Below are 18728 nucleotides of genomic sequence, written 5' to 3'. Positions count from 1 at the left end.
ACGGCAACCTAACTCAGGGCATGCACGGCGGCAATCACGCGCTCTGGGCTTGGAATGTAGTACTGCTCAAGCGCCGGGCTAAATGGCACTGGCGTATGCGGTGCCGTTACTAGCTTGACTGGCGCGTCTAAATAATCGAACCCTTTGTCGACTGCTAACGCAGCGATGTCGGCTGCTACGCTGCAGCGTGGGTTGTCCTCATCGACGACAACAAGTCGACGCGTCTTGGCGAGAGAACTCAGGACCGTCTCTTCGTCAAGCGGTGAGAGTGTTCGGAGATCGACGACTTCCGCTTCAATTCCTTCTTGGGCGAGCCGCTGTGCTGCCTCGAGCGCGACATGCACCATGCGCGATATGGCCACGATCGTCACATCGCTCCCTTCTCGCTTAATCTCTGCTTTGCCAAGGGGGATAACGTACTCGCCTTCGGGCACGTCGCCGGGCATGTCGTAGAGCATCTTGTGCTCAAAGAAGATGACGGGATCGTCGTCACGAATTGAAGCGATGAGGAGGCCTTTGGCGTCATAGGGTGTTGCTGGAGCAACGGTCTTGAGTCCTGGCATGTGGGTGAAGACAGAATAATGACAGCCGGAATGTTGGCCCGCTGCGCCAAAGCCAGCGCCAATCATTGTGCGAATGACCATCGGCACCTTGGCCTTGCCACCGAACATGTACCGTAACTTCGCACCCTGGTTAAAGATCTGGTCCATACAGACGCCGAAGAAGTCAACGAACATCAACTCAGCAATTGGTCGCAATCCGGTTGCGGCTGCACCGACCGCTGCCCCGATGAAGGCGGTTTCGCTGATCGGCGTGTCAAGGATGCGTGAGCGGCCGAACTCACTGACTAAGCTCTTGGTCACACCAAGCGGGCCACCCCATGCTCCTTGCGCCTCAATATGGCCAATGCCGGCTCCTCCTGCAACATCTTCGCCCATAAGCACAACCGTAGGATCACGCCGCATCTCGAGGCGAATCGCTTCGTTGATCGCTTCACGATAGGTCAGCGTTCGCGTGGTGACCGCCATGGCCAGCCTCCTCACCACTAATTGCGATATGCCAGTTGTTCAGCTGGATAGGTAACGTAGACGTCAGTCAGGCATTCTTCGCCTGGTGGATAGGGGCTACTTTCAGCGAACTGCACCGCCTCTTCGATCTCACGGGCAACGGCTTCGTCGATTGCGTTCAGCTCATCTTCATTGAGCAGTCCTTGCTCGAGAACCGTGGCACGAAAGCGCGCGATTGGATCGCGGCGCCGGTATTCCTCTTCTTCTTCCTTGGTCCGATAGGTCACGGCATCGCCCTGGAAGTGGCCAAAGTAGCGGAATGCGCGGCATTCCAGCAAGCTTGGACCTTCGCCACGGCGAGCTCGCGCAATTGCCTCACCAGCCGCTTCGTAGACTGCAAACACGTCAGCGCCATCGACGAGGACGCCAGGTATATCGTAGGCCGCGGCCCGGCTCGCAATGTCGGGAGCAGCGCAGTGATAGGTCCATGGCGTCGATTCCGCGTAGAGATTGTTCTCACAGACAAAGACCACGGGGAGCTTCCAAATGGCTGCAAGGTTCATCGATTCATGGACAGCGCCTTGTTCAGCGCCGCCGTCGCCGAAGAAGCAAACGGCAACCTGATCGGTGCCGAGCGTTTTCGCGGTCAACCCAGCTCCACAGGCTAAGGGCGCGCCCGCACCGACGATGCCGTTCGCTCCCAGCATGCCTTTGTCGACGTCAGCGATATGCATTGAGCCACCTTTGCCTCGGCAAGCGCCGGTTGCTCGGCCGAAAAGCTCGGCCATCATTGCCTTGACATCAACCCCTTTGGCGATGCAGTGACCATGACCTCGGTGCGTACTGGTAATGTAGTCATGATCAGTCAAGTGGGCACACACGCCGACAGCAATCGCTTCTTCTCCAGCATAGAGATGGACGAAGCCTGGAAGCTTCCCAGCGCCGAATTCGCGCGCTACTCGCTCCTCAAAACGTCGGATTGTCACCATCCGCTCGTACATCCAGAGCAGCTTTTCCCGCGGGAGGGTGATTGGGCTTGTGGTCATTGCCATCGTCGGCCTCCTCTCTGTTCATCTACCCGCCGTTAGAGGTTCCAGCCCATTCGCAGCCAGTTGATCACCTCAGTCATGACCTGTTGGAAAACCGGATGGTCTGGGCGAAGCCACGTGAAGTGTCCCATCTGGGGAACCAGCATGAGGCGTTTCGGCTCTGTCGCTTGTGCTGCAGCCGCTACGCCCTCTTCCGGAGGCACGAGAACATCAAGTTCACCGTGCACGATGAGGAGTGGTCGACCATTGAGTCGTCCCGCAGCCTCCTCTGGTCGATACGCAGCGATGGCTTCACCTGCCCAGAGTGGTACTCGTGGGAACACCTCCAACCCCGGTTGCTGCCGGCTAATGGTTTCAAGCACGAGACGGCTCTCGGGATCAGGCGGGACTAATGCATCCAGCCGCACCCACTCCCCATCGCCACCCCGAGCTCGTTTCTGCCGATCGTCCGCAATTTGCTGCAGGAGCGTCTGCCACTCCCACTCTGCGCGCAGCGACCGCAGCCACCGCCGACCATTCGTCACTGGGGCGAGCGCAACGACCACTCGTACCAAGGGGTCATCTGCTGCAGCAACCAATGCGTGCCCGCCACCAAAGCTCATGCCCACAAGCCCAAGCCATCGACTATCGACGCGAGCATCTCCAGCTAGCCACGCGACAGCAGCCCGGATATCGCGGACCTGGAGATGCGGATCAAGCCAGCCACGCGGCCCTTCGCTTGCGCCGAACCCGCGGTAATCGAAGGCAAGAGCAGCAATGCCAGCTTCTGCCAGGGCTTGACCAAGCAGCAGCATGCCAAGGGATTTCACTCCCTGAATTCCGGTGCAGAGCACAACGGCCGGCACTGGCTCAGCAAGCGGGCGCTGGGGCCAAAAGAGCTCACCGGAGAGACGTAGCCCATCACTGTATACCGTCACCGGTTCACCAGCGCCTGGTTCCGTCCGGCGCGCTGCAATGACACGCTCGACATCTTCAGCGGTAATTCGCCCCCCAGGCCCAGTGCCACGAATTTGGCTGAGATCAAGACCATGCTCACGAGCGAGTTTCCGTGCGGCTGGCGTGGCAACGATTGTTCCACTGTGCGTCTCTGCTTGCGATGACTGGAATCCATCTGCGGCACGCTTGGCACCCGCCAGCGCAGATTCCGCATCACGCTGTGGTGCGTTACTGGACTGCGCATACGTGCTGCTAGCGAACGCGGTCACGTCGACCACTTCTCCAGGCGCTGCAACAACAGCGAGTGGTGCAGCAACCGGCAACGTCGCTCCTTCCGGGGCGAGAATTTCAGCAAGTACACCTGATTCTGGTGCTTCGACATCGATGGTAATTTTCTCTGTTTCCACCTCAACGACTGGCTCACCTTGTTGCACAGACTCACCAGGCTGCTTGTACCATCGACAAACACGCCCTTCTGTCATGGTGAGCCCTAACTTCGGCATCACGATGAGCTGTGCCATGCTCACCGCCTTTCTTCGGCTGCAGGGGAATCTTTACTCACAGACTAGCGAGCTTAGGCGATGTTGTCAACTAGCATGACACCGTCGCCGAGCGGGGCTTCATTCATCACGTGTGCTTGCGAGCAGGTTTCACAGCATGCTCGTGTTGCGGCTTAGCGCGCGTTCGTGGTTGGGTCAGTGATGTGCTGGATGTACCGTGCGAGTGAACGCAGGACGGCCGCCTTGGCATCGCGTACGATATGCCGACCAAACGCACCATAGACTTGTGCGAACGAATACGGTTCGAGCCGGGCCGCAATCGCACCGATCGTCACCGGATCAACGGGAATGGAGTTGGGATAGCTATAAAGGACACTCACTGAGCACCGATCAGCACCGACCTGCAAGGTATCGCCACTGAACAATACTCCTTCGCCATCAGCACCATCTGCCCAATGCAAGACACTTGCACCGGGGAAATGTCCGCCACAACGGATGACGGTAAGGCCAGGCAGCAGCGTCGCTGTTTCATCGAAAAACTGAAGCCATGGCGATGGGTACTGGACCCACGCGCGATCGGCTGCTGCTAACACGATTGGGGCTTCGAGCGCAGCCGCCCAGGTGGCCATGGTCGTGTAGTAGTGCGGATGGGAAATCGCAATAGCGCGAACGCCGCCGCGGGCGTGGATTGTCGCAATCGTCGCCTCATCGATGAAGGCAACGAGATCCCACAGCACGTTGCCATGCTCGGTTTCGATGAGAAACGCCCGTTGGCCGATGCCAAATGCCGGCTCTGTCATGATTTCCGTTATCTGTGTGGCGAGGGTTGTGAAGCGGTTCTGATACTGCCCCTGCATGGCAGCGAGGCATGTCCAGCGTTGGCCTTCGGGTGGGATATATTGTCGCTCATCGGTGCACACGGGGCAGGTGGCTGGAGCAGAGGCGGGTGGATACTGTGTGCCACAGGTCACACACACCGGCGCCTCTTGCATTGCTTGCTCGACTGGCCATGGTGCCATAGCGCTTCTCCTCATCTTCACTGACATGCGCCGTTTCATCATCGCCGCTTCTGCACACCCTGTCCAGCTTGGTAGACTCGCGGCGAAGGGAGGGGAAACATGGCCTATCTCGTCGGGGGAATCCTCATCTTTGCGGCGACGCTTGTTGTGGTCATGTTCCGCCCCTACCGTATCCCTAAAGCTATAGCAGCCCTCGCGGGAGCCGTCGGTATGCTCCTTGGGGGCTATGTCAGCCTCCACGAAGCAGTGCAGGTGCTGGCAAACGAATGGAATGCGTATCTCTTTTTTCTCGGACTCATGGGTGTCTCTGCGCTGGCTGACCGTGCTGGTGTGTTTGACGCACTGGCGCTGCTCGCAGCGCGCTGGGGCGGTGGCAACACACGCCGGCTCTATCTGGCGATCTTCCTGCTTGGTACGGTTATCACCGCGTTCCTTTCCAACGATGCGACTGCCTTAATCCTGACGCCGGTTGTCTATGCGCTTGTCACTCGGCTCCGCTTACCGCCGCTGCCGTTCATGTTTGCGACGACGTTCATCGCCGACACGGCATCATTTTTGCTGCCAGTGAGCAATCCGATTAATTTGCTTGTCCTCGGCAACAGTGTGGGCCTAGGGCTCTTTCTCCGGGCACTGCTCCTGCCAAGCCTCTGTGCTATTGTGATTAACACGACGGTGTTCACGCTCTGGTTTCATCGTGCGCTGCGATTGCGCTATGACCTTGGCTCGCTGAACGAGGCTCAGCCAGCGCGGCCTCGGGCTTTCGTTCCAACGCTAATTGGACTTGGGCTCCTCGGCCTGGGCTATGTTCTGGCAGCGCTGGTACGCTTTCCCCTTGGCCCAGTGGCCTTGGCTGGAGCGGCACTCTTGATGGTCATCGCGCTCCTGACGGACACGTTCGACTGGAACGTGCTGCGGGAGGGTATTTCCTGGGCGCTCTTTGGTTTCATTAGCGGCATGTTCATCGTCGTTCGTGGAGTCGAGAATCTTGGGCTTACCGCGGCGTTTGGCAACGCTTTGTTGCGTCTCGGAGGAGGAGCGCCACTACGAACCATTCTTGTCGTCGCCAGCGGGACAGCGATCGGAGCCAATTTGATCAACAATGTGCCAATGGCCTTGGTCATGCGCGCTGCGCTAGCAAGCGCCCATCTTGATCCAACGATGGTGACCACATTGCACTTTGCCACCGTGCTTGGCGCTGATCTTGGCCCAAACTTAACGACAGTTGGCTCATTAGCGACGATGCTCTGGGTCCTTCTCCTGCGGCGCCAAGGGCTGGACATCTCAACCCGGGAATACCTGACGCTTGGGCTCACGGTCGTGCCGGCAATGCTGCTGGTTGGCGCGTTATTACTTTGGATAAGCCTTCAGTGAAAGGAGCTGCCGCAATGTATGTCCTCTGCGCTATCGGACTACGCGGCGGTGCATCACTGGTTGCCCGCGTCCTCGCACTTACTGGCGGCCATGCTGTTGAGCTCCTCTTGCTCTATGTCCGTGATCCGCGGCCACGGCGCGAACTGGAACGGCTGGCGAGCCCGCTGCGCCGTGGGCCCGTGGGTGGCCCTGAGCGCGAGCGGGCACTGCGCACGGCTGAGGAGGCTGCTGCGCAAGCTGCACTCAACGAGGCCCTTCAGGTCGCGAAACAGGCTGGTGTGCCGGCATCGATGCGGCTTGCTGATGGTCCAGCTGAGCGCGTTATCGTCGAGATTGCGCGTGAAGTACAGGCCGACGTGATTGCAATACGTGCGCGGGAAATCCCTGGAGATCACCCCGTGCACGGCCCTGGCTCAGTTGGTCACACTGCCCGTTTTGTCCTTGACCATGCGCCATGCGATGTCCTGCTTGTCCGGACAGCAACAGCCGAATAAGACGCATGGCTTTACGGTGAGACTATATCGACAGCAAGAGTCGGCACCCCTGGCGCCAAGACCGCGAGCAGCGCCTCTGCTTCAGCCACGAGCGCTTCACTCGTAGCTTTCGTAAGCGGTCGAAATGGGGTGATTGCAAGGCGTGCATGGCTCGTAGTTCCATGCATGCTCCATGTTCCAGCTACCATTCCGTCGACCAAGATTGTTGCACGGACACGCCCTGCACTAAGGAACACCGCACGGCGATATTCTGGGGCAATAATCCGTGAGCGATCGGCATGGGCTAGGAGCAACGCGTCGAATTCTGGCAAAAGCCGCGGCGGCGCTGGAATGTCTTCATCAGGTCGCGGGGCATCTTGGTTGTCATAAAAGACATCGCCATCGGGCCCACGAAATTGGCAGAGGGCAGGCAGGTCAGCACGCAACGCCTTTCCAACATCACGTGCACCAAGCCATGCCTGAATGTCCTTCACAGTCGCTGGGCCGAAGGCGGCAAGATAACGCAGCACAAGCTCCTCGACGTCGCACCGATCAGCAACCGGCTGGCCAAGCCAGGTCTCAGCTAGTGTATACGCAGGATTCGCGGGAAATCCCCACCGCGCTCGCTCATCAGGCACTTGCACGAGGGGCAAGAAGGTTCGTGCGGCATACGCGAGCGCACTTGCCTCTGCTTCAGGGATGTAGGTAGTCAGGAGAGCACCCAACTCGCCGTTTGTCCGGGGCGCATCGGCTAGGAGGGATCGGGCAGCAGTGAGTACGTGATCTCGGTCAAACTGGCGCTGGTGAGGGCGGAAGAAACTCCGAAAAGCATGCTCCAGTGCTAGGCGAATGATGGGCCAATAACGGAGGTAGTCCGAGGCCGGTACGAGGTGCAGCGTATTGCGCAGGAACGGTGCACGTACGAGCTGGCGTGCGCTCAGCGCGGCTCGATATGCGTCCACACGAAAACCATCGACACGAGTCCAGAGGCTCAGTGCTGGGGAAGCAGGCAACTGCGCTTGGAGCCAGCCAAATCGTCCCACTGCCTCAACCAGCGGGAGGTTCTGTCGTGCGAGCAAGCCTTGCCGAGCGAGCGTCGCCCGATTCAGCGCGCGTATCGTTATCGTTTGCATCATAGATCGCTCCCTAGAGCCAGCGCGGAACACGGGCGCAATAGTCGGCATAGGCTTGACCAAACCGTTGGGCAAGATAACGCTCTTCCCGCGGGATAACACCCCGCTGCATCACGACCAGAACCCCGAGCAGGCTCGGCCAGCACCAGCCTGCGTTAGCAAGACAGGCAAGTCCGGCTGAGGCAAGCGTAAAGCCGAGGTAGATCGGATTGCGCGTCCGTGCATAGGGCCCTTGCGTCACCAGCGTGGGAACAGGGGTGCGCGGGTCAGGGTTGACACCATGTTCACGAAACGTGCGGACAGCGACTCCGGCCAGCCCAAGTCCGCCAGCAAGCAGCCCCACGCCGAGCGCGCGCCGCCACCGCTTTGACACAGCGGGGATAAACGGCACTGGATGAAGGCGATTCAGCGCAATCCCAACAAGGACGCCAAGCAGGTACAACAGTGGGGGTGGCGTAATCCAAGCCGGACCACGGGTGTTGTTGTCCATCGCTGTCTCCTCATGATATGAGCGCTACTTACTTCCTCCGCACTGGTAGGATATCGCGCCTCGTAGGCGATCGCGCATGCTTGGCCATTCAAAATGAAACCCTGGGAGAAATACCTTCTCCCAGGGTGGGACCACTGCTGAACGCGTGGTTACGAGCAGCCGAGGCTGTTGCCACAGTTGAGGCACTTGTAGCAGGAGCCATTACGGACAGTAATGTGCCCGCAGACGTCGCAGAACGGCGCGTCACCCATGAGCTGCGAAAGCTGCTCATTGAGCGGGTCAACTGGCCGCGGCAAGGTAGCCGTCACGGCCTGGGCAACCGGCACGAGCTCCTCAGCGAGTGGCCGCTGGCTGTTCGGCGTGCGATGGCCATTCTTCGGCGGCTCGGCAGGACCTGCAGACGCTGGCGATGGGTTCGCGGATTCGTCTGCCTCGCTCGACCGAGCAGGACTCGGCTGGCCCATTGCACTCGCGGAGACTTTCGACGCCTCCGACGAGGACACAGGCTGTTCGTGTTCACCACCATGGATCGGTGGTTGGACCTGAACAAAGTCGGTTCGCCCGAGATACTCATACCCGAGCACGCGGAAGATGTAGTCGACAATGGATGTGGCCATCTTGATGTAGGGATGGCCTTCGACCATGCCCTGCGGCTCAAACCGTTGGAAGGTGAACGTGTCGACGAACTCTTCCAGGGGTACGCCGTACTGCAAGCCCTTGGAAATCGCGATCGCAAAGCAGTTCATCAGGCTGCGGAAGGCAGCTCCTTCCTTGTGCATATCGATGAAGATCTCGCCGAGCGTCCCGTCCTCGTACTCGCCTGTTCGCAGGTAAATCTTATGTCCAGCGACTCGGCCTTCGAAGGTCAGCCCACGGCGCTTCGGTGGCAACGGCCGGCGCTTTGGCCGCTCGACGACAATCACACGCTGCTCGGGTTGCGCTACCGCACCCTGCGCTGCTGTCTCGCCCGTCTCCTTCTTGTCCTTGTCGCTGGCCCGGGTTGACAGTGGCTGCGAAAGCTTCGAGCCATCGCGGTAGATCGCGAGCGCCTTGAGACCAAGACGCCATGCAGCAAGATACGCATCGGCGACGTCTTGCACAGTCACGCTGTTGGGCATGTTCACGGTCTTGGAAATAGCCCCCGAGATGAACGGCTGCACGGCCGCCATCATCCGGATATGCCCGAGGTGATGGATATAGCGTGTGCCGTGCTTGCCGCACACGTTGGCGCAGTCAAACACCGCAAGGTGTTCAGTGCGCAGGTGAGGCGCACCTTCGACCGTCTGGCGGCCGCAGATGACATCATTGGCTTCTTCAATCTGCTGCGCTGTAAAGCCAAGCGCCTCGAGGAGCGAAAAGCCAGGCTTGGTCCACTGCTCAGGTGTAAAGCCAAGGCGGCGCAGCGTCTCCTCCCCGAGCACCCACGGAGAGAAGGCCATGGTGAGATCGAAAACACCGGGCAAGGCCTGCTCAACACGGGCAATATCAGCATCGGTAAAGCCCTTGGCACGCAGTGAATCGCGATTGATATGGGGAGCGCCATCAAGCGAGAGGGTACCAAGGACGTAGCGCAGGATATCTTCGATCTGCTCAGGGCTGTAGCCGAGTCGCTTCAGCGCCGGAGCAATCGACTTATTCGCAATCTTGAAATATCCACCGCCTGCCAGCTTCTTGAACTTGACGAGGGCAAAATCTGGCTCAATGCCGGTCGTATCACAATCCATCAACAAGCCGATGGTACCGGTCGGAGCGATGCAGGTTACTTGGGCGTTCCGATACCCGTAGCGCTCGCCTAACTCGAGCGCGCGATCCCACGCCGCGCGCGCGGCTGAGAGGAGATCCGGCGGGCAATGCTGCGGATCGAGACCAACCGGCGGGGTATGCAGCCCCTCGTATTCAGCGGGATGCGCGTTGTAGGCCGCGCGACGATGATTGCGAATGACCCGGAGCATGTGCTCGCGATTGGCAGCAAAGCCCGGGAATGGCCCCAACACGCTCGCCATCTCAGCCGAAGTCGCGTAGGCCTGGCCGGTCATGATGGCAGTAATGGCGCCCGCGATTGCGCGCGCTGCATCGGAGTCGTAGGGCAGCCCCATCGTCATGAGCAGCGAGCCGAGATTGGCGTAACCCAAGCCGAGTGTCCGGAATTCGTAGCTTTTGCGGGCAATCGTCTCGCTGGGATACTGCGCCATGAGCACAGTGATTTCTAAGACGATCGTCCAGAGGCGCACCGCATGCTGGAAGGCCGCAAGGTCGAACTTGCCAGTCTCGACGTCATAGAACTTCAACAGATTGAGCGAGGCGAGGTTGCAGGCCGTATCGTCGAGGAACATGTACTCGCTGCAGGGATTTGAGGCATTGATCCGGCCAGAGGCAGGGCAGGTATGCCAGTCATTAATGGTGGTATCGAACTGAATACCTGGGTCGGCGCACTGCCAGGCCGCCTCGGCGATCATGTCCCAGAGTTCGCGCGCCTTCAGCGTCTTGCTAATCCGTCCATCAGTACGCCAGCGAAGATGCCAGTCTCCATCAGTCAACACGGCATGAATAAATTCGTCAGGAACGCGGACGGAATTGTTGGCATTCTGGCCAGAGACTGTTGCATAGGCCTCGCCATTGAAGTCAGCTGAATATCCGGCGGCGATAAGGGCAGCAACCTTCTTCTCCTCTTCCGCCTTCCAGCGGATGAACTTCTCGATGTCCGGATGGTCGATATCGACGACCACCATCTTGGCTGCGCGGCGTGTCGTGCCGCCGCTCTTAATGGCGCCAGCAGCACGATCAAAGACCTTGAGGAAGCTCATCAAGCCCGAGGACGTACCACCGCCAGAGAGCGGCTCACCTTCACCGCGAATCTTGGAGAAGTTCGTCCCCGAACCCGAGCCATACTTGAAGACACGTGCTTCCCGCAGCACCAGGTCGAAGATACCGCCGGGATTCACGAGGTCGTCTTCAACCGACTGAATGAAACAGGCATGGGCGGCTGGGTGAGAATAAGCATCGGGCGACGGCTTGACCTCACCGGTTGCAGGATCGACATAGTAATGTCCCTGAGCCGGTCCGGTGATGCCATACGCCCAATGCAGTCCTGTGTTGAACCACTGTGGCGAATTCGGCGCCGCAATCTGGTGCAGCAGCATGTAGGCAAGCTCATCTTCAAACGCCTGGGCATCTTCGGCACTCGCGAAGTACCCGTAGCGCTCACCCCAATCGCGCCAGCAGCCAACGAGTCGACGCACGACTTGCCGCACGCTTCGCTCCGGCCCAAGCACTGGCTGGCCATCTTCGTCGAGCAGCGGCTTGCCATCAGCGTCATACTGCGGTACGCCGGCCTTGCGGAAGTACTTTGAGACGACAATATCCGTCGCGACCTGCGACCAGTCTTCCGGCACTTCGGCATCGGCCATTTCAAAGACGACCGAGCCATCGGGATTCGTAATCCGCGATGTGCGCTTCACCCAGCGCACCGTACTGTATGGATCTTCACCTGGCCGCGTGTAGAACCGTGGGATTCGCAATCCTTTAGTCATTTCACTCCGCTTGCTCGCCGCTCCCATCGTCTGTCCCCCATCCTTTGCTGCGGCGCAGCACCCGCGATACAGACTGGGTACACCCGATATCTAGGGCCCCATTCAACAGAACCACGATATCTAGTGTAGCCTGCCGGCAGCTACCTGTCTAGATGTGTCTCTTTGTCACCGAAAGCCGAACATCAGAACTGTACGTACAGTGTTACTATTAGTCTACCAGCGGCTGCCCTCTCCTGCAAGCAGGCGCGTTATCCTTCAGTGGGAGGGGGCATGCGAGGAAAAGCGTTTGGGCGCCTCTGGATTGTTGCAGCGGCGATTCTCTGGGGAACCACCGGCACCGCCCAAGCGTTTGCCCCGCCGGGCGCAACGCCACCAAGTGTTGGCGCAAGCCGCATCCTTATTGGCGGCCTTGCGCTTCTGGTTGTTGCTGGTCTGCAAGGGCAACTCTCCCGGCACGCTGCGTGCTGGCCTCGGCTTCCTCTCCTCCTTGCAGCGCTGGGGGTTGCAGCGTATCAGCTCTGTTTCTTTGCTGGCGTTGTCCGCGCTGGGGTTGCGCTTGGCACAGTCGTTGCCCTTGGTAGCGCCCCGATCCTGACCGGCATGGTGACCAAGCTTCGCGGCGAACCATGGGAACCTGGCTGGCCGATTGCCACGTTCCTGGCATTGCTTGGGCTCGCCTGTATTCTCCTGCCTGGCCGAGCGAATCATGTCGATCTCCTCGGTGTCATGCTCTGTGCCGGGGCTGGGGCTGCGTATGCGATGTTCACGGTGGCGAGTCGGCAAGCACTGCTGGCTGGCACTCCGGAAACCGGCACGATGGCAATTGCGTTCACCGGCGGCGCGGCACTGCTCCTCCCGCTGTTGCTGCTTCGTCCACATGACTGGCTTGCGAATCCCCGCGGGCTTGCAGTCGCGCTCCACCTCGGCCTTATTGCTACCGCACTTGCCTACATTTGTTTTAGCCGTGGACTCCGAGTCACGCCTGCGTCGACCGCGACAACGCTTTCGCTTGCTGAGCCGCTCACAGCCACGACGCTCGGAATCGTTGTACTCGGCGAACGGCCGCCGCTGATGGCAGCCGTTGGCATGCTCCTGCTGCTCAGCGGCCTTGTGTGGCTGGCGATCACACCGCGGTGGCGGCGAGATGCGCGGTTGAGCATCCCACCGCCACCCGCGGGAAACGCAGGCTGAGGCGTTCTTACTAGGCATTGCCGGTCCCAGGCGCTGGAGCGGGTGGCGTCTGCGGTTCATGCCGGAAGAGCTGACCGGGCTGCCAGGGCACACCAAGCAATGGCAGCAGGTAATGGTCGACGCCCCACCAACCAGCGACCTTCCAGGCAAGGATGAGCCCGATCTCGAGCACGAACAGCACCGGGTTGGTGCTTGCCACACCCGCCAGCATGAAGTTGAAGTTCATGAAGGCGCCGATTGCTGCCACAATGCCAGTCAGGAGGCCCAAGATGAGGGCAATGCCGACCAGGAACTCGCCAATTGCCACCAGCTTGGCAAACCAGCTATACCAGCCTTGATCGAGCATGTACTGGATGAAGCTCCGATACCAGCCATAGGTAATCGGCGGTTGGCCGTTTGCCGGCACTTGCACAACGCGCTGCCAAAAGCCTTTGAGTGCAACGCCACCCTGCATCCAGGCTGGATCGGTCAACTTGTGATATCCAGCCTCGAGCCACTGCGCACCGACATAGAGACGAACGACGAACCACAGACCAGCCGCCCGTGTATCGTTGAACAGTGCATGTGCAAGCCGAGGCTCAGTAAAGGTTGGCGCCGGCGACGCCGCTCGGCTCCCAAGATATCCTTCATATACGAAGGTCGCGATCCCTCCAAGCACAACAAGCACCGTCAACGCGGCAATCAACGACGATGCACCACCTCCACCAAACGAGCGCATGATGTGGAGCGCGAAGAATCCAGCGACGACCACAAGCGCGATCACTTCAACAAGACTGAGACGTCGCATGGCTTGACTCTCCTTTCTGCACGGCGCATTCCGTGCTTCCAGGAGATATTCTCGTGGGCAACAGGCCAGATGACCCCACCCCAACGGAGCGTTTGCCCCCATCCGTTTGGATGGGATTTGGGGTGCCTGCGAGGGAGGGAAGTGCCACCGGATTACCATTCGTAACGTTGGCAATATCTTTCGCCACGCATGCGATCGCGCATGTCAGATGGGTAACCTGACAATCTCATGCCGAAACCAGCGATCACGGCACGATAGCTCGGCTGTGCCGTGATCGCCAGCCCTACCTTTACTGATCGAGGTGTCTACCCTTCTCGCCGCCGCACACGGGGATCAAGCAAATCGCGGATAGCATCCCCCAGCAAATTCAAACTCAGCACTGTGAGCGTGAGGGCAATCCCCGGCAGCAGCATCATCCACGGCGCTTCACGAATATAGAGGCGCGCCTCACCAAGGATATTTCCCCAACTGGGAAACTCAGGCGGAGGCCCAACGCCAAGAAAGCTTAACGTCGCCTCTCCAAGCACTCCTTCAGCGAAAAGAAACGTTCCCTGAATCACAATCGGCGACCAGGCATTGGGCAATACATGGCGAAGCACAATGCGGCCGTCACTTGCACCAATCGCTCGTGCGGCCTCGACATACGTCTGCGCACGCACACTGAGGACGATGCTCCGGACAACACGCGCCACACGCGGCATCGCAATGACACCGAGTGCGAGGATCACGTTAAAAAGGCTCGGCCCCGTCGCCGCAACGATACCGATGGCAAGCACAATGCCCGGGAAGGCCATGATCGCGTCCATGATACGCATGAGGGGCCCATCGAGCCGTCGATAGTACCCAGCTAACAATCCAACGATGATCCCGCCGGCAACAGCGAGCGCGGCGACGCCGAACCCGGCCAGGAGTGAGGTTCGCGCGCCATACAGCGTCCGCGCGTAGAGATCGCGTCCAAAATTGTCCGTCCCGAAGAAGTGCTGAGCACTGGGATGACTCAAGCGGTTCGCTGGATCGACACGCGTCGGGCTTTGATTCGTCAACAATCCAGCGAAGAGCGCAATGAGCACAACAAGGAGCACAATCACCCCACCGATAACACCGTTTGGATAGCGGCGGACAACGCGCAGAAGCTGACCTCGATGGCGCCGCTGGACTGGGGACAGCACGATGTGCTCTTGCACGACCATTCGCATCCATCCTCTTATTAGCTATAGCGGATGCGTGGATCTAGCAAAGCATACAGTAAGTCGACACCAAGATTAATCAGGACATAGGTAAGGGCGATAACTAAGACGATCCCTTGGATTAAGGGAAAATCTCGTCGAAGGACAGCTTGAACGAGCAAGCGACCAACGCCAGGGAGGTTAAAAACTTGCTCGGTCACCACTGCGCCACCCATGAGCAAGGCAAAGGTAATGCCGATCACGGTCACGATCGGAACGAGTCCAGCACGGAGCGCGTGGCCGAGCAGCACGCGTCGCTCAACGAGCCCTTTGGCGCGTGCCGTCCGGACAAAATCCTCATTGAGCACTTCCAGCATCACCGAACGGGTCATACGCGCCAGGAAGGCTCCTTGCCCAGCACCAAGGGTAAGTGCAGGCAAGATAAGCCGACTGAGATTGTCCCAAACCCCCTGGCTGAGTGGCACATACCCCTGAGCGGGGAGCCACCGCAGTGTTACGGCGAAGAGGAAAATCAAATTCAAGCCGAGCCAAAACGTTGGCATGGAAATCCCAATCATCGCCACAAGCATGACGCCAACATCAAGCAGTCTCCCCTGGCGAACAGCTGCGAGCACGCCAGCTGGGATCCCAATAATGACTGCGACAACGAGAGCGAGGATACTCAACTCGAGCGTTGGTGCAAGACGCTCAGCAATTGCTGCGGTGACGGGTTTCTGTAGGAAGATGCTTTGTCCGAGATCCCCATGCAGCAGACGAGCAAACCAGTGATAGAGCTGGAGATAGAGGGGGTCGGTCAAGCCGAGCTGCCGACGCAGAGCCGCGATCTGGTCAGTCGTTGCATCAGGGCCAAGTAAGACGGCCACGGGATCACCCGGTGTCATATGGAGCAAGAGAAACGTCGTGACCGCAACAAGCAGCATCACCGGAATAGCCATGAGCACGCGACGAACGATGTACGCAATCACGGTGCTGGCTCCTGCTTATGCACCTGAGAACCAGCAGTTCCAGAAGAACCAGTCGGGTAGATTCGCGTATCCTTGGAGCTTTTTGGTGTAGCCGCGCAAGACAGCACCTTCACACACCTTGATCATTGCAGCATCTTCCCACCAGACCTGATCAAGCTGAGTGACGTATTGCTTGATCTTTGCCTCATCAGTTTCACCCATGAGTTTTGCCACGAGGTCATCCCGCTGCGCATTTTCCCAGAAACCAGGCCAGGTCGGGCTCATGTACGGCTGCAGGACAGGATGCTGGTAGGACTCATGCCCGGTGATGAAAATATCCCACGCATCACGCTGGCTGCGCGTTTTGACAAGTGTTGCCCAGTCCATTACCTGAAGGTCGATCGTCACGCCGATCGCCTCAAGTTGTTGCTTGAGCACGACGGCCATGTTGTAGTTATAGGAGTACTCCTTCGTCGCAAGCCATCGAATTGGCTTGCCGTCATACCCAGCCTCTTTCAGCAATTGCTTGGCTTTGTCAGGATTCTTTTGGTTGTAGTACTCCTTGCCCCCTTCGGTATACCACGGGGTCTCGGGAGCCGATTGACTCGAATAGAGCCGGTAAAAGTCAGGAGCACTAAAGCCTGCCTTCGCAACTGGATCAACGTTGACAGCCGCCAGTAACGCCTGGCGCAGTGTGCGGTTGCTCATCATGCTCTCTTTTGCTTTGTTGAAATGGGCGCCATAGAAATAGTACGGTAAGGTAATCTGCAGACCGAGGTCAGGTTGTGACTTGAATTCTTGATAATTGTCAAGGCTCAATTGCTCAGCAAAGTCAAACTCCTTCGTTGTCAACCCATCCCCACGAACCGCTTGTTCCGGGACGGGAATAAAACGCAGCTCATCAAAGAACGCGACTTTCGCCCCGCCATAGCCGTCTGGATTGCCCTTGAGCGGAGCGTAGTCGTCAAAACGGACAAAGGTAATCTGTCGGTCATGCTGCCAATCCTTAAACTTGAACGGTCCGGTCCCGATAAACTGGCCCAGCGCTTTATCGGGATAGGCTTCCGCCAGATCCTTGGGAATGATGAACGCGTCTGTTTGCGACAGGAAGATGGGAGCAATGCCAGTTGGATCAGAGAACTGGAAGCGAATTGTGTGATCGTCAACCTTGTCAAGGTTCTTGACACGTTTAAAGAGGATCTTGCCACGCCCCGAGAGCTTGCTATAGCGCACGAGGGAGGCAATAACGTCGTCGGCCGTCATTGGTCGTCCATCATGGAACTTCACGCCCTGGCGCAGGATGATGACAAGGGTTTTGTTGTCATCCTGAAACTGGAATGAATCAGCAAGCAAGGGCTTGGGTGTGAAGTGTGCATCACGATAAAAGAGAGGCTCAAAGAGATGCCACGCAAGATTACTCGTAATGGTTGCCGTAGTAAACATTGGGTCAAGCGCGGGAGGCTCGCCGATAATGGCAACGCGCAGAACTCCGCCTTTCTTGCCTTGGCTTAACGGTGGCACTGTCGCCGTTGGCGCTGTCCCCGTGCTGGCCTTCGTCCCGCTTGGCGCAGGGGTGCTCCCCTTACCACCAGCACTTGCCGCCGAGGTTGGGCTTGCTTGCCCACCACTACTCCCGCCACAGGCGGCAAGCACACTTGCGGCAATCCCACCGCCGACGAGCCCTACTGCGCCCTGGAGAAGCTCACGTCGAGTCGCTGTTCGCCGCCAGATGATGAATCCACTCCGACGCTCCTGCCCCATTGTGTTCCTCTCCTGTGTATACCGCCGCGAGTCATCCTGCGTGCTAACACGCCATATTCCGACAGAAGAGGAGAGTAATCGAGCAAGCTTTACCTGTCAAGAGACAAAATTCGATGCCAATTCGGCAATGCTCGCTATCGGGTGGAAGGGGTACGGGGTGGTAAAGCATAGGGAAAGGGCGGAAGCGTGAGGTGTTCCGGTCGCACGGCCACATGTTGGAGTAGCCGCTCGTTGGCTTGCTCGAACGCTTCAAGATAGGCCCGGAGTCGTTGCTCTTGTGCCGGGGCAGGATCACCCGAGAACCAGGCGAGCAACCGTGTCCAGTTGCCGCGAGCGACCAGGACGACTGTGCCTTCTCCCAGGCCTGTCTTTTGCACGGGACTTCCAGTCATGCCTTCGGTTAACGATTCAAGCGCCAGCATCATGCCCGCAGCTGGTGCATCATCCATGACTGGGTCTCCCCAGCTGGCAAGTGGAACGCCCGCCTGGTCGATGATGGTCACCGCTTGCACCACAGCTTCGGGCAGATGGGTAAGGACGGCGGGAGCGGCTGGGGCAGGCTGACGTACTGGCCGGCGCTGTCGCCAGTCCTCGAGCTCAGCAGCCAATGCACGATCATAGTCCGCAAGCTCGCGGTCAGCTAAGGCGCGCTGCACTTCGCTCAATTCGCCTTGACTTGCCAGGAGCCGCAATTGTGTCCGCCGCTCAGCGACAAGCTGGCGTTGGGCTTCGAGAAGCGCAATGCGCTCCCACCGCTGTCGCTCAAGGGCTGCGGTACGAGAGGCCTCCTGTATCCGCGTCAGCCGCGCTTGAGAGAGGGCGCGCAGACGCTCGGGATCTTCAGCGCTGCCGAACTGAACTGGCTCGGCTGGTGGTTCCTCTGGCCACCCAGCGTTGAGCATTGCCCCGATATCAATCGTCTTGCCGGCGAGTGCAAGAACTGCTCCCAACAGGCTGAGCACCCACGTCCCGAGTGTCAGCCAGAAAATCGGCCCATGCCACACCGATGCAAGCGATGGCACCCAGGGTATACCCACGAATAAGACGAGCACGCTGCTGAGGGCAATTTGCACGCCTTGCCACAGATCAAGGCCAGCACGTACCCCGACAACAAGCAGCGCACTGATGAGGAGGAGGGCACGCATACCATGGACCACAAGAGCAACACGGGCATGTCGCAAGATAAACGGACTGCGTACTGGCCAGACCAACCAGAGTGCACAGAGTGCACCAACATAGCTTGCAGCAGCGAGGAGACGTGCTCGCAGCGAATAGCGCAACGGTTCTCCTTTTTCCCTTGCACTGGCTTGCCACGCCGACATCGCGCCGTTCTCCTTACGCCGTCCGGAT

General features: G+C 58.9%; 15 protein-coding genes. 3 read left to right on the top strand and 12 right to left on the bottom strand.

Going from position 1 to position 18728, the window contains the following annotated elements; genetic code table 11:
* Positions 1–8 precede the first annotated feature (8 nt).
* The 4 genes from N675_RS04685 to N675_RS04670 all read right to left on the bottom strand — a co-directional run bounded on the left by N675_RS04685 (position 9) and on the right by N675_RS04670 (position 4511).
* The gene (locus tag N675_RS04685) at positions 9–1028 is read right to left on the bottom strand and encodes an alpha-ketoacid dehydrogenase subunit beta (RefSeq protein ID WP_038038304.1); all 1020 of its coding nucleotides are present in this window, start codon (positions 1026–1028) and stop codon (positions 9–11) included.
* Between the two features lie 17 nt (positions 1029–1045).
* Positions 1046–2059: a thiamine pyrophosphate-dependent dehydrogenase E1 component subunit alpha gene (locus N675_RS04680; RefSeq protein ID WP_422396422.1), complete on the bottom strand. Its 1014-nt coding sequence runs from the start codon at positions 2057–2059 to the stop codon at positions 1046–1048.
* Positions 2060–2091: 32 nt separating this feature from the next.
* Positions 2092–3513 carry an alpha/beta fold hydrolase gene (locus N675_RS04675; RefSeq protein WP_038038303.1) on the bottom strand — a complete coding sequence of 474 codons (1422 nt, stop codon included), beginning with the start codon at positions 3511–3513 and terminating at the stop codon, positions 2092–2094.
* A 152-nt stretch (positions 3514–3665) separates the two neighbouring features.
* Complete coding sequence (locus N675_RS04670; protein WP_231577935.1) at positions 3666–4511, bottom strand: MBL fold metallo-hydrolase; 846 nt, start codon at positions 4509–4511, stop codon at positions 3666–3668.
* A 99-nt stretch (positions 4512–4610) separates the two neighbouring features.
* On the opposite strand from N675_RS04670, the gene N675_RS04665 reads away from it, so the two are divergent.
* Complete coding sequence (locus tag N675_RS04665; RefSeq protein WP_038038302.1) at positions 4611–5882, top strand: SLC13 family permease; 1272 nt, start codon at positions 4611–4613, stop codon at positions 5880–5882.
* A 14-nt stretch (positions 5883–5896) separates the two neighbouring features.
* Positions 5897–6376 carry a universal stress protein gene (locus N675_RS13560; protein WP_051914162.1) on the top strand — a complete coding sequence of 160 codons (480 nt, stop codon included), beginning with the start codon at positions 5897–5899 and terminating at the stop codon, positions 6374–6376.
* Between the two features lie 11 nt (positions 6377–6387).
* Here N675_RS13560 and N675_RS04655 read toward each other — a convergent pair whose 3' ends face one another.
* The 3 genes from N675_RS04655 to N675_RS04645 all read right to left on the bottom strand — a co-directional run bounded on the left by N675_RS04655 (position 6388) and on the right by N675_RS04645 (position 11508).
* Complete coding sequence (locus tag N675_RS04655; protein ID WP_038038301.1) at positions 6388–7491, bottom strand: winged helix DNA-binding domain-containing protein; 1104 nt, start codon at positions 7489–7491, stop codon at positions 6388–6390.
* Positions 7492–7501: 10 nt separating this feature from the next.
* On the bottom strand, positions 7502–7978 hold the full coding sequence (locus N675_RS04650) for a methyltransferase family protein (protein WP_038038300.1): 477 nt from the start codon (positions 7976–7978) through the stop codon (positions 7502–7504).
* A 149-nt stretch (positions 7979–8127) separates the two neighbouring features.
* Positions 8128–11508 (bottom strand): vitamin B12-dependent ribonucleotide reductase, encoded by a 3381-nt coding sequence (locus tag N675_RS04645; RefSeq protein WP_231577934.1) that lies wholly within the window; start codon positions 11506–11508, stop codon positions 8128–8130.
* 270 nt (positions 11509–11778) lie between these two features.
* Here N675_RS04645 and N675_RS04640 point away from each other — a divergent pair, with 270 nt between their 5' ends.
* Positions 11779–12699, top strand: a complete 921-nt coding sequence (locus N675_RS04640) for a DMT family transporter (RefSeq protein ID WP_038038298.1) — start codon at positions 11779–11781, stop codon at positions 12697–12699.
* A 10-nt stretch (positions 12700–12709) separates the two neighbouring features.
* On the opposite strand, the gene N675_RS04635 is transcribed toward N675_RS04640, so the two are convergent.
* The 5 genes from N675_RS04635 to N675_RS04615 form a co-directional block, all read right to left on the bottom strand.
* Complete coding sequence (locus N675_RS04635; protein WP_231577933.1) at positions 12710–13486, bottom strand: DoxX family membrane protein; 777 nt, start codon at positions 13484–13486, stop codon at positions 12710–12712.
* A gap of 305 nt (positions 13487–13791) precedes the next feature.
* Positions 13792–14676 (bottom strand): ABC transporter permease, encoded by an 885-nt coding sequence (locus tag N675_RS04630; RefSeq protein WP_038038297.1) that lies wholly within the window; start codon positions 14674–14676, stop codon positions 13792–13794.
* Positions 14677–14693: 17 nt separating this feature from the next.
* On the bottom strand, positions 14694–15638 hold the full coding sequence (locus tag N675_RS04625) for an ABC transporter permease (RefSeq protein WP_038038296.1): 945 nt from the start codon (positions 15636–15638) through the stop codon (positions 14694–14696).
* A 15-nt stretch (positions 15639–15653) separates the two neighbouring features.
* Positions 15654–17378, bottom strand: coding sequence for an ABC transporter substrate-binding protein (locus N675_RS04620; RefSeq protein ID WP_051914160.1), 1725 nt, complete (start codon positions 17376–17378; stop codon positions 15654–15656).
* 134 nt (positions 17379–17512) lie between these two features.
* On the bottom strand, positions 17513–18700 hold the full coding sequence (locus N675_RS04615) for a hypothetical protein (RefSeq protein ID WP_038038294.1): 1188 nt from the start codon (positions 18698–18700) through the stop codon (positions 17513–17515).
* Positions 18701–18728: the final 28 nt, after the last annotated feature.

The sequence above is a fragment of the Thermorudis peleae genome, assembly GCF_000744775.1.
Taxonomy (GTDB): Bacteria; Chloroflexota; Chloroflexia; order Thermomicrobiales; family Thermomicrobiaceae; genus Thermorudis; species Thermorudis peleae.
This window is presented reverse-complemented; position numbering and strand designations above follow the sequence as displayed.

Excerpts from the sequence above, each read along its gene's own strand:
- N675_RS04685 (WP_038038304.1), bottom strand. The coding sequence starts at position 1,028 with ATGGCGGTCACCACGCGAACGCTGACCTATCGTGAAGCGATCAACGAA.
- N675_RS04615 (WP_038038294.1), bottom strand. The coding sequence starts at position 18,700 with ATGTCGGCGTGGCAAGCCAGTGCAAGGGAAAAAGGAGAACCGTTGCGC.
- N675_RS04640 (WP_038038298.1), top strand. The coding sequence starts at position 11,779 with ATGCGAGGAAAAGCGTTTGGGCGCCTCTGGATTGTTGCAGCGGCGATT.
- N675_RS04635 (WP_231577933.1), bottom strand. The coding sequence starts at position 13,486 with ATGCGACGTCTCAGTCTTGTTGAAGTGATCGCGCTTGTGGTCGTCGCT.
- N675_RS04655 (WP_038038301.1), bottom strand. The coding sequence starts at position 7,491 with ATGATGCAAACGATAACGATACGCGCGCTGAATCGGGCGACGCTCGCT.
- N675_RS04630 (WP_038038297.1), bottom strand. The coding sequence starts at position 14,676 with ATGGTCGTGCAAGAGCACATCGTGCTGTCCCCAGTCCAGCGGCGCCAT.
- N675_RS04645 (WP_231577934.1), bottom strand. The coding sequence starts at position 11,508 with ATGACTAAAGGATTGCGAATCCCACGGTTCTACACGCGGCCAGGTGAA.
- N675_RS04650 (WP_038038300.1), bottom strand. The coding sequence starts at position 7,978 with ATGGACAACAACACCCGTGGTCCGGCTTGGATTACGCCACCCCCACTG.
- N675_RS04670 (WP_231577935.1), bottom strand. The coding sequence starts at position 4,511 with ATGGCACCATGGCCAGTCGAGCAAGCAATGCAAGAGGCGCCGGTGTGT.
- N675_RS04675 (WP_038038303.1), bottom strand. The coding sequence starts at position 3,513 with ATGGCACAGCTCATCGTGATGCCGAAGTTAGGGCTCACCATGACAGAA.
- N675_RS13560 (WP_051914162.1), top strand. The coding sequence starts at position 5,897 with ATGTATGTCCTCTGCGCTATCGGACTACGCGGCGGTGCATCACTGGTT.
- N675_RS04680 (WP_422396422.1), bottom strand. The coding sequence starts at position 2,059 with ATGGCAATGACCACAAGCCCAATCACCCTCCCGCGGGAAAAGCTGCTC.
- N675_RS04620 (WP_051914160.1), bottom strand. The coding sequence starts at position 17,378 with ATGGGGCAGGAGCGTCGGAGTGGATTCATCATCTGGCGGCGAACAGCG.
- N675_RS04665 (WP_038038302.1), top strand. The coding sequence starts at position 4,611 with ATGGCCTATCTCGTCGGGGGAATCCTCATCTTTGCGGCGACGCTTGTT.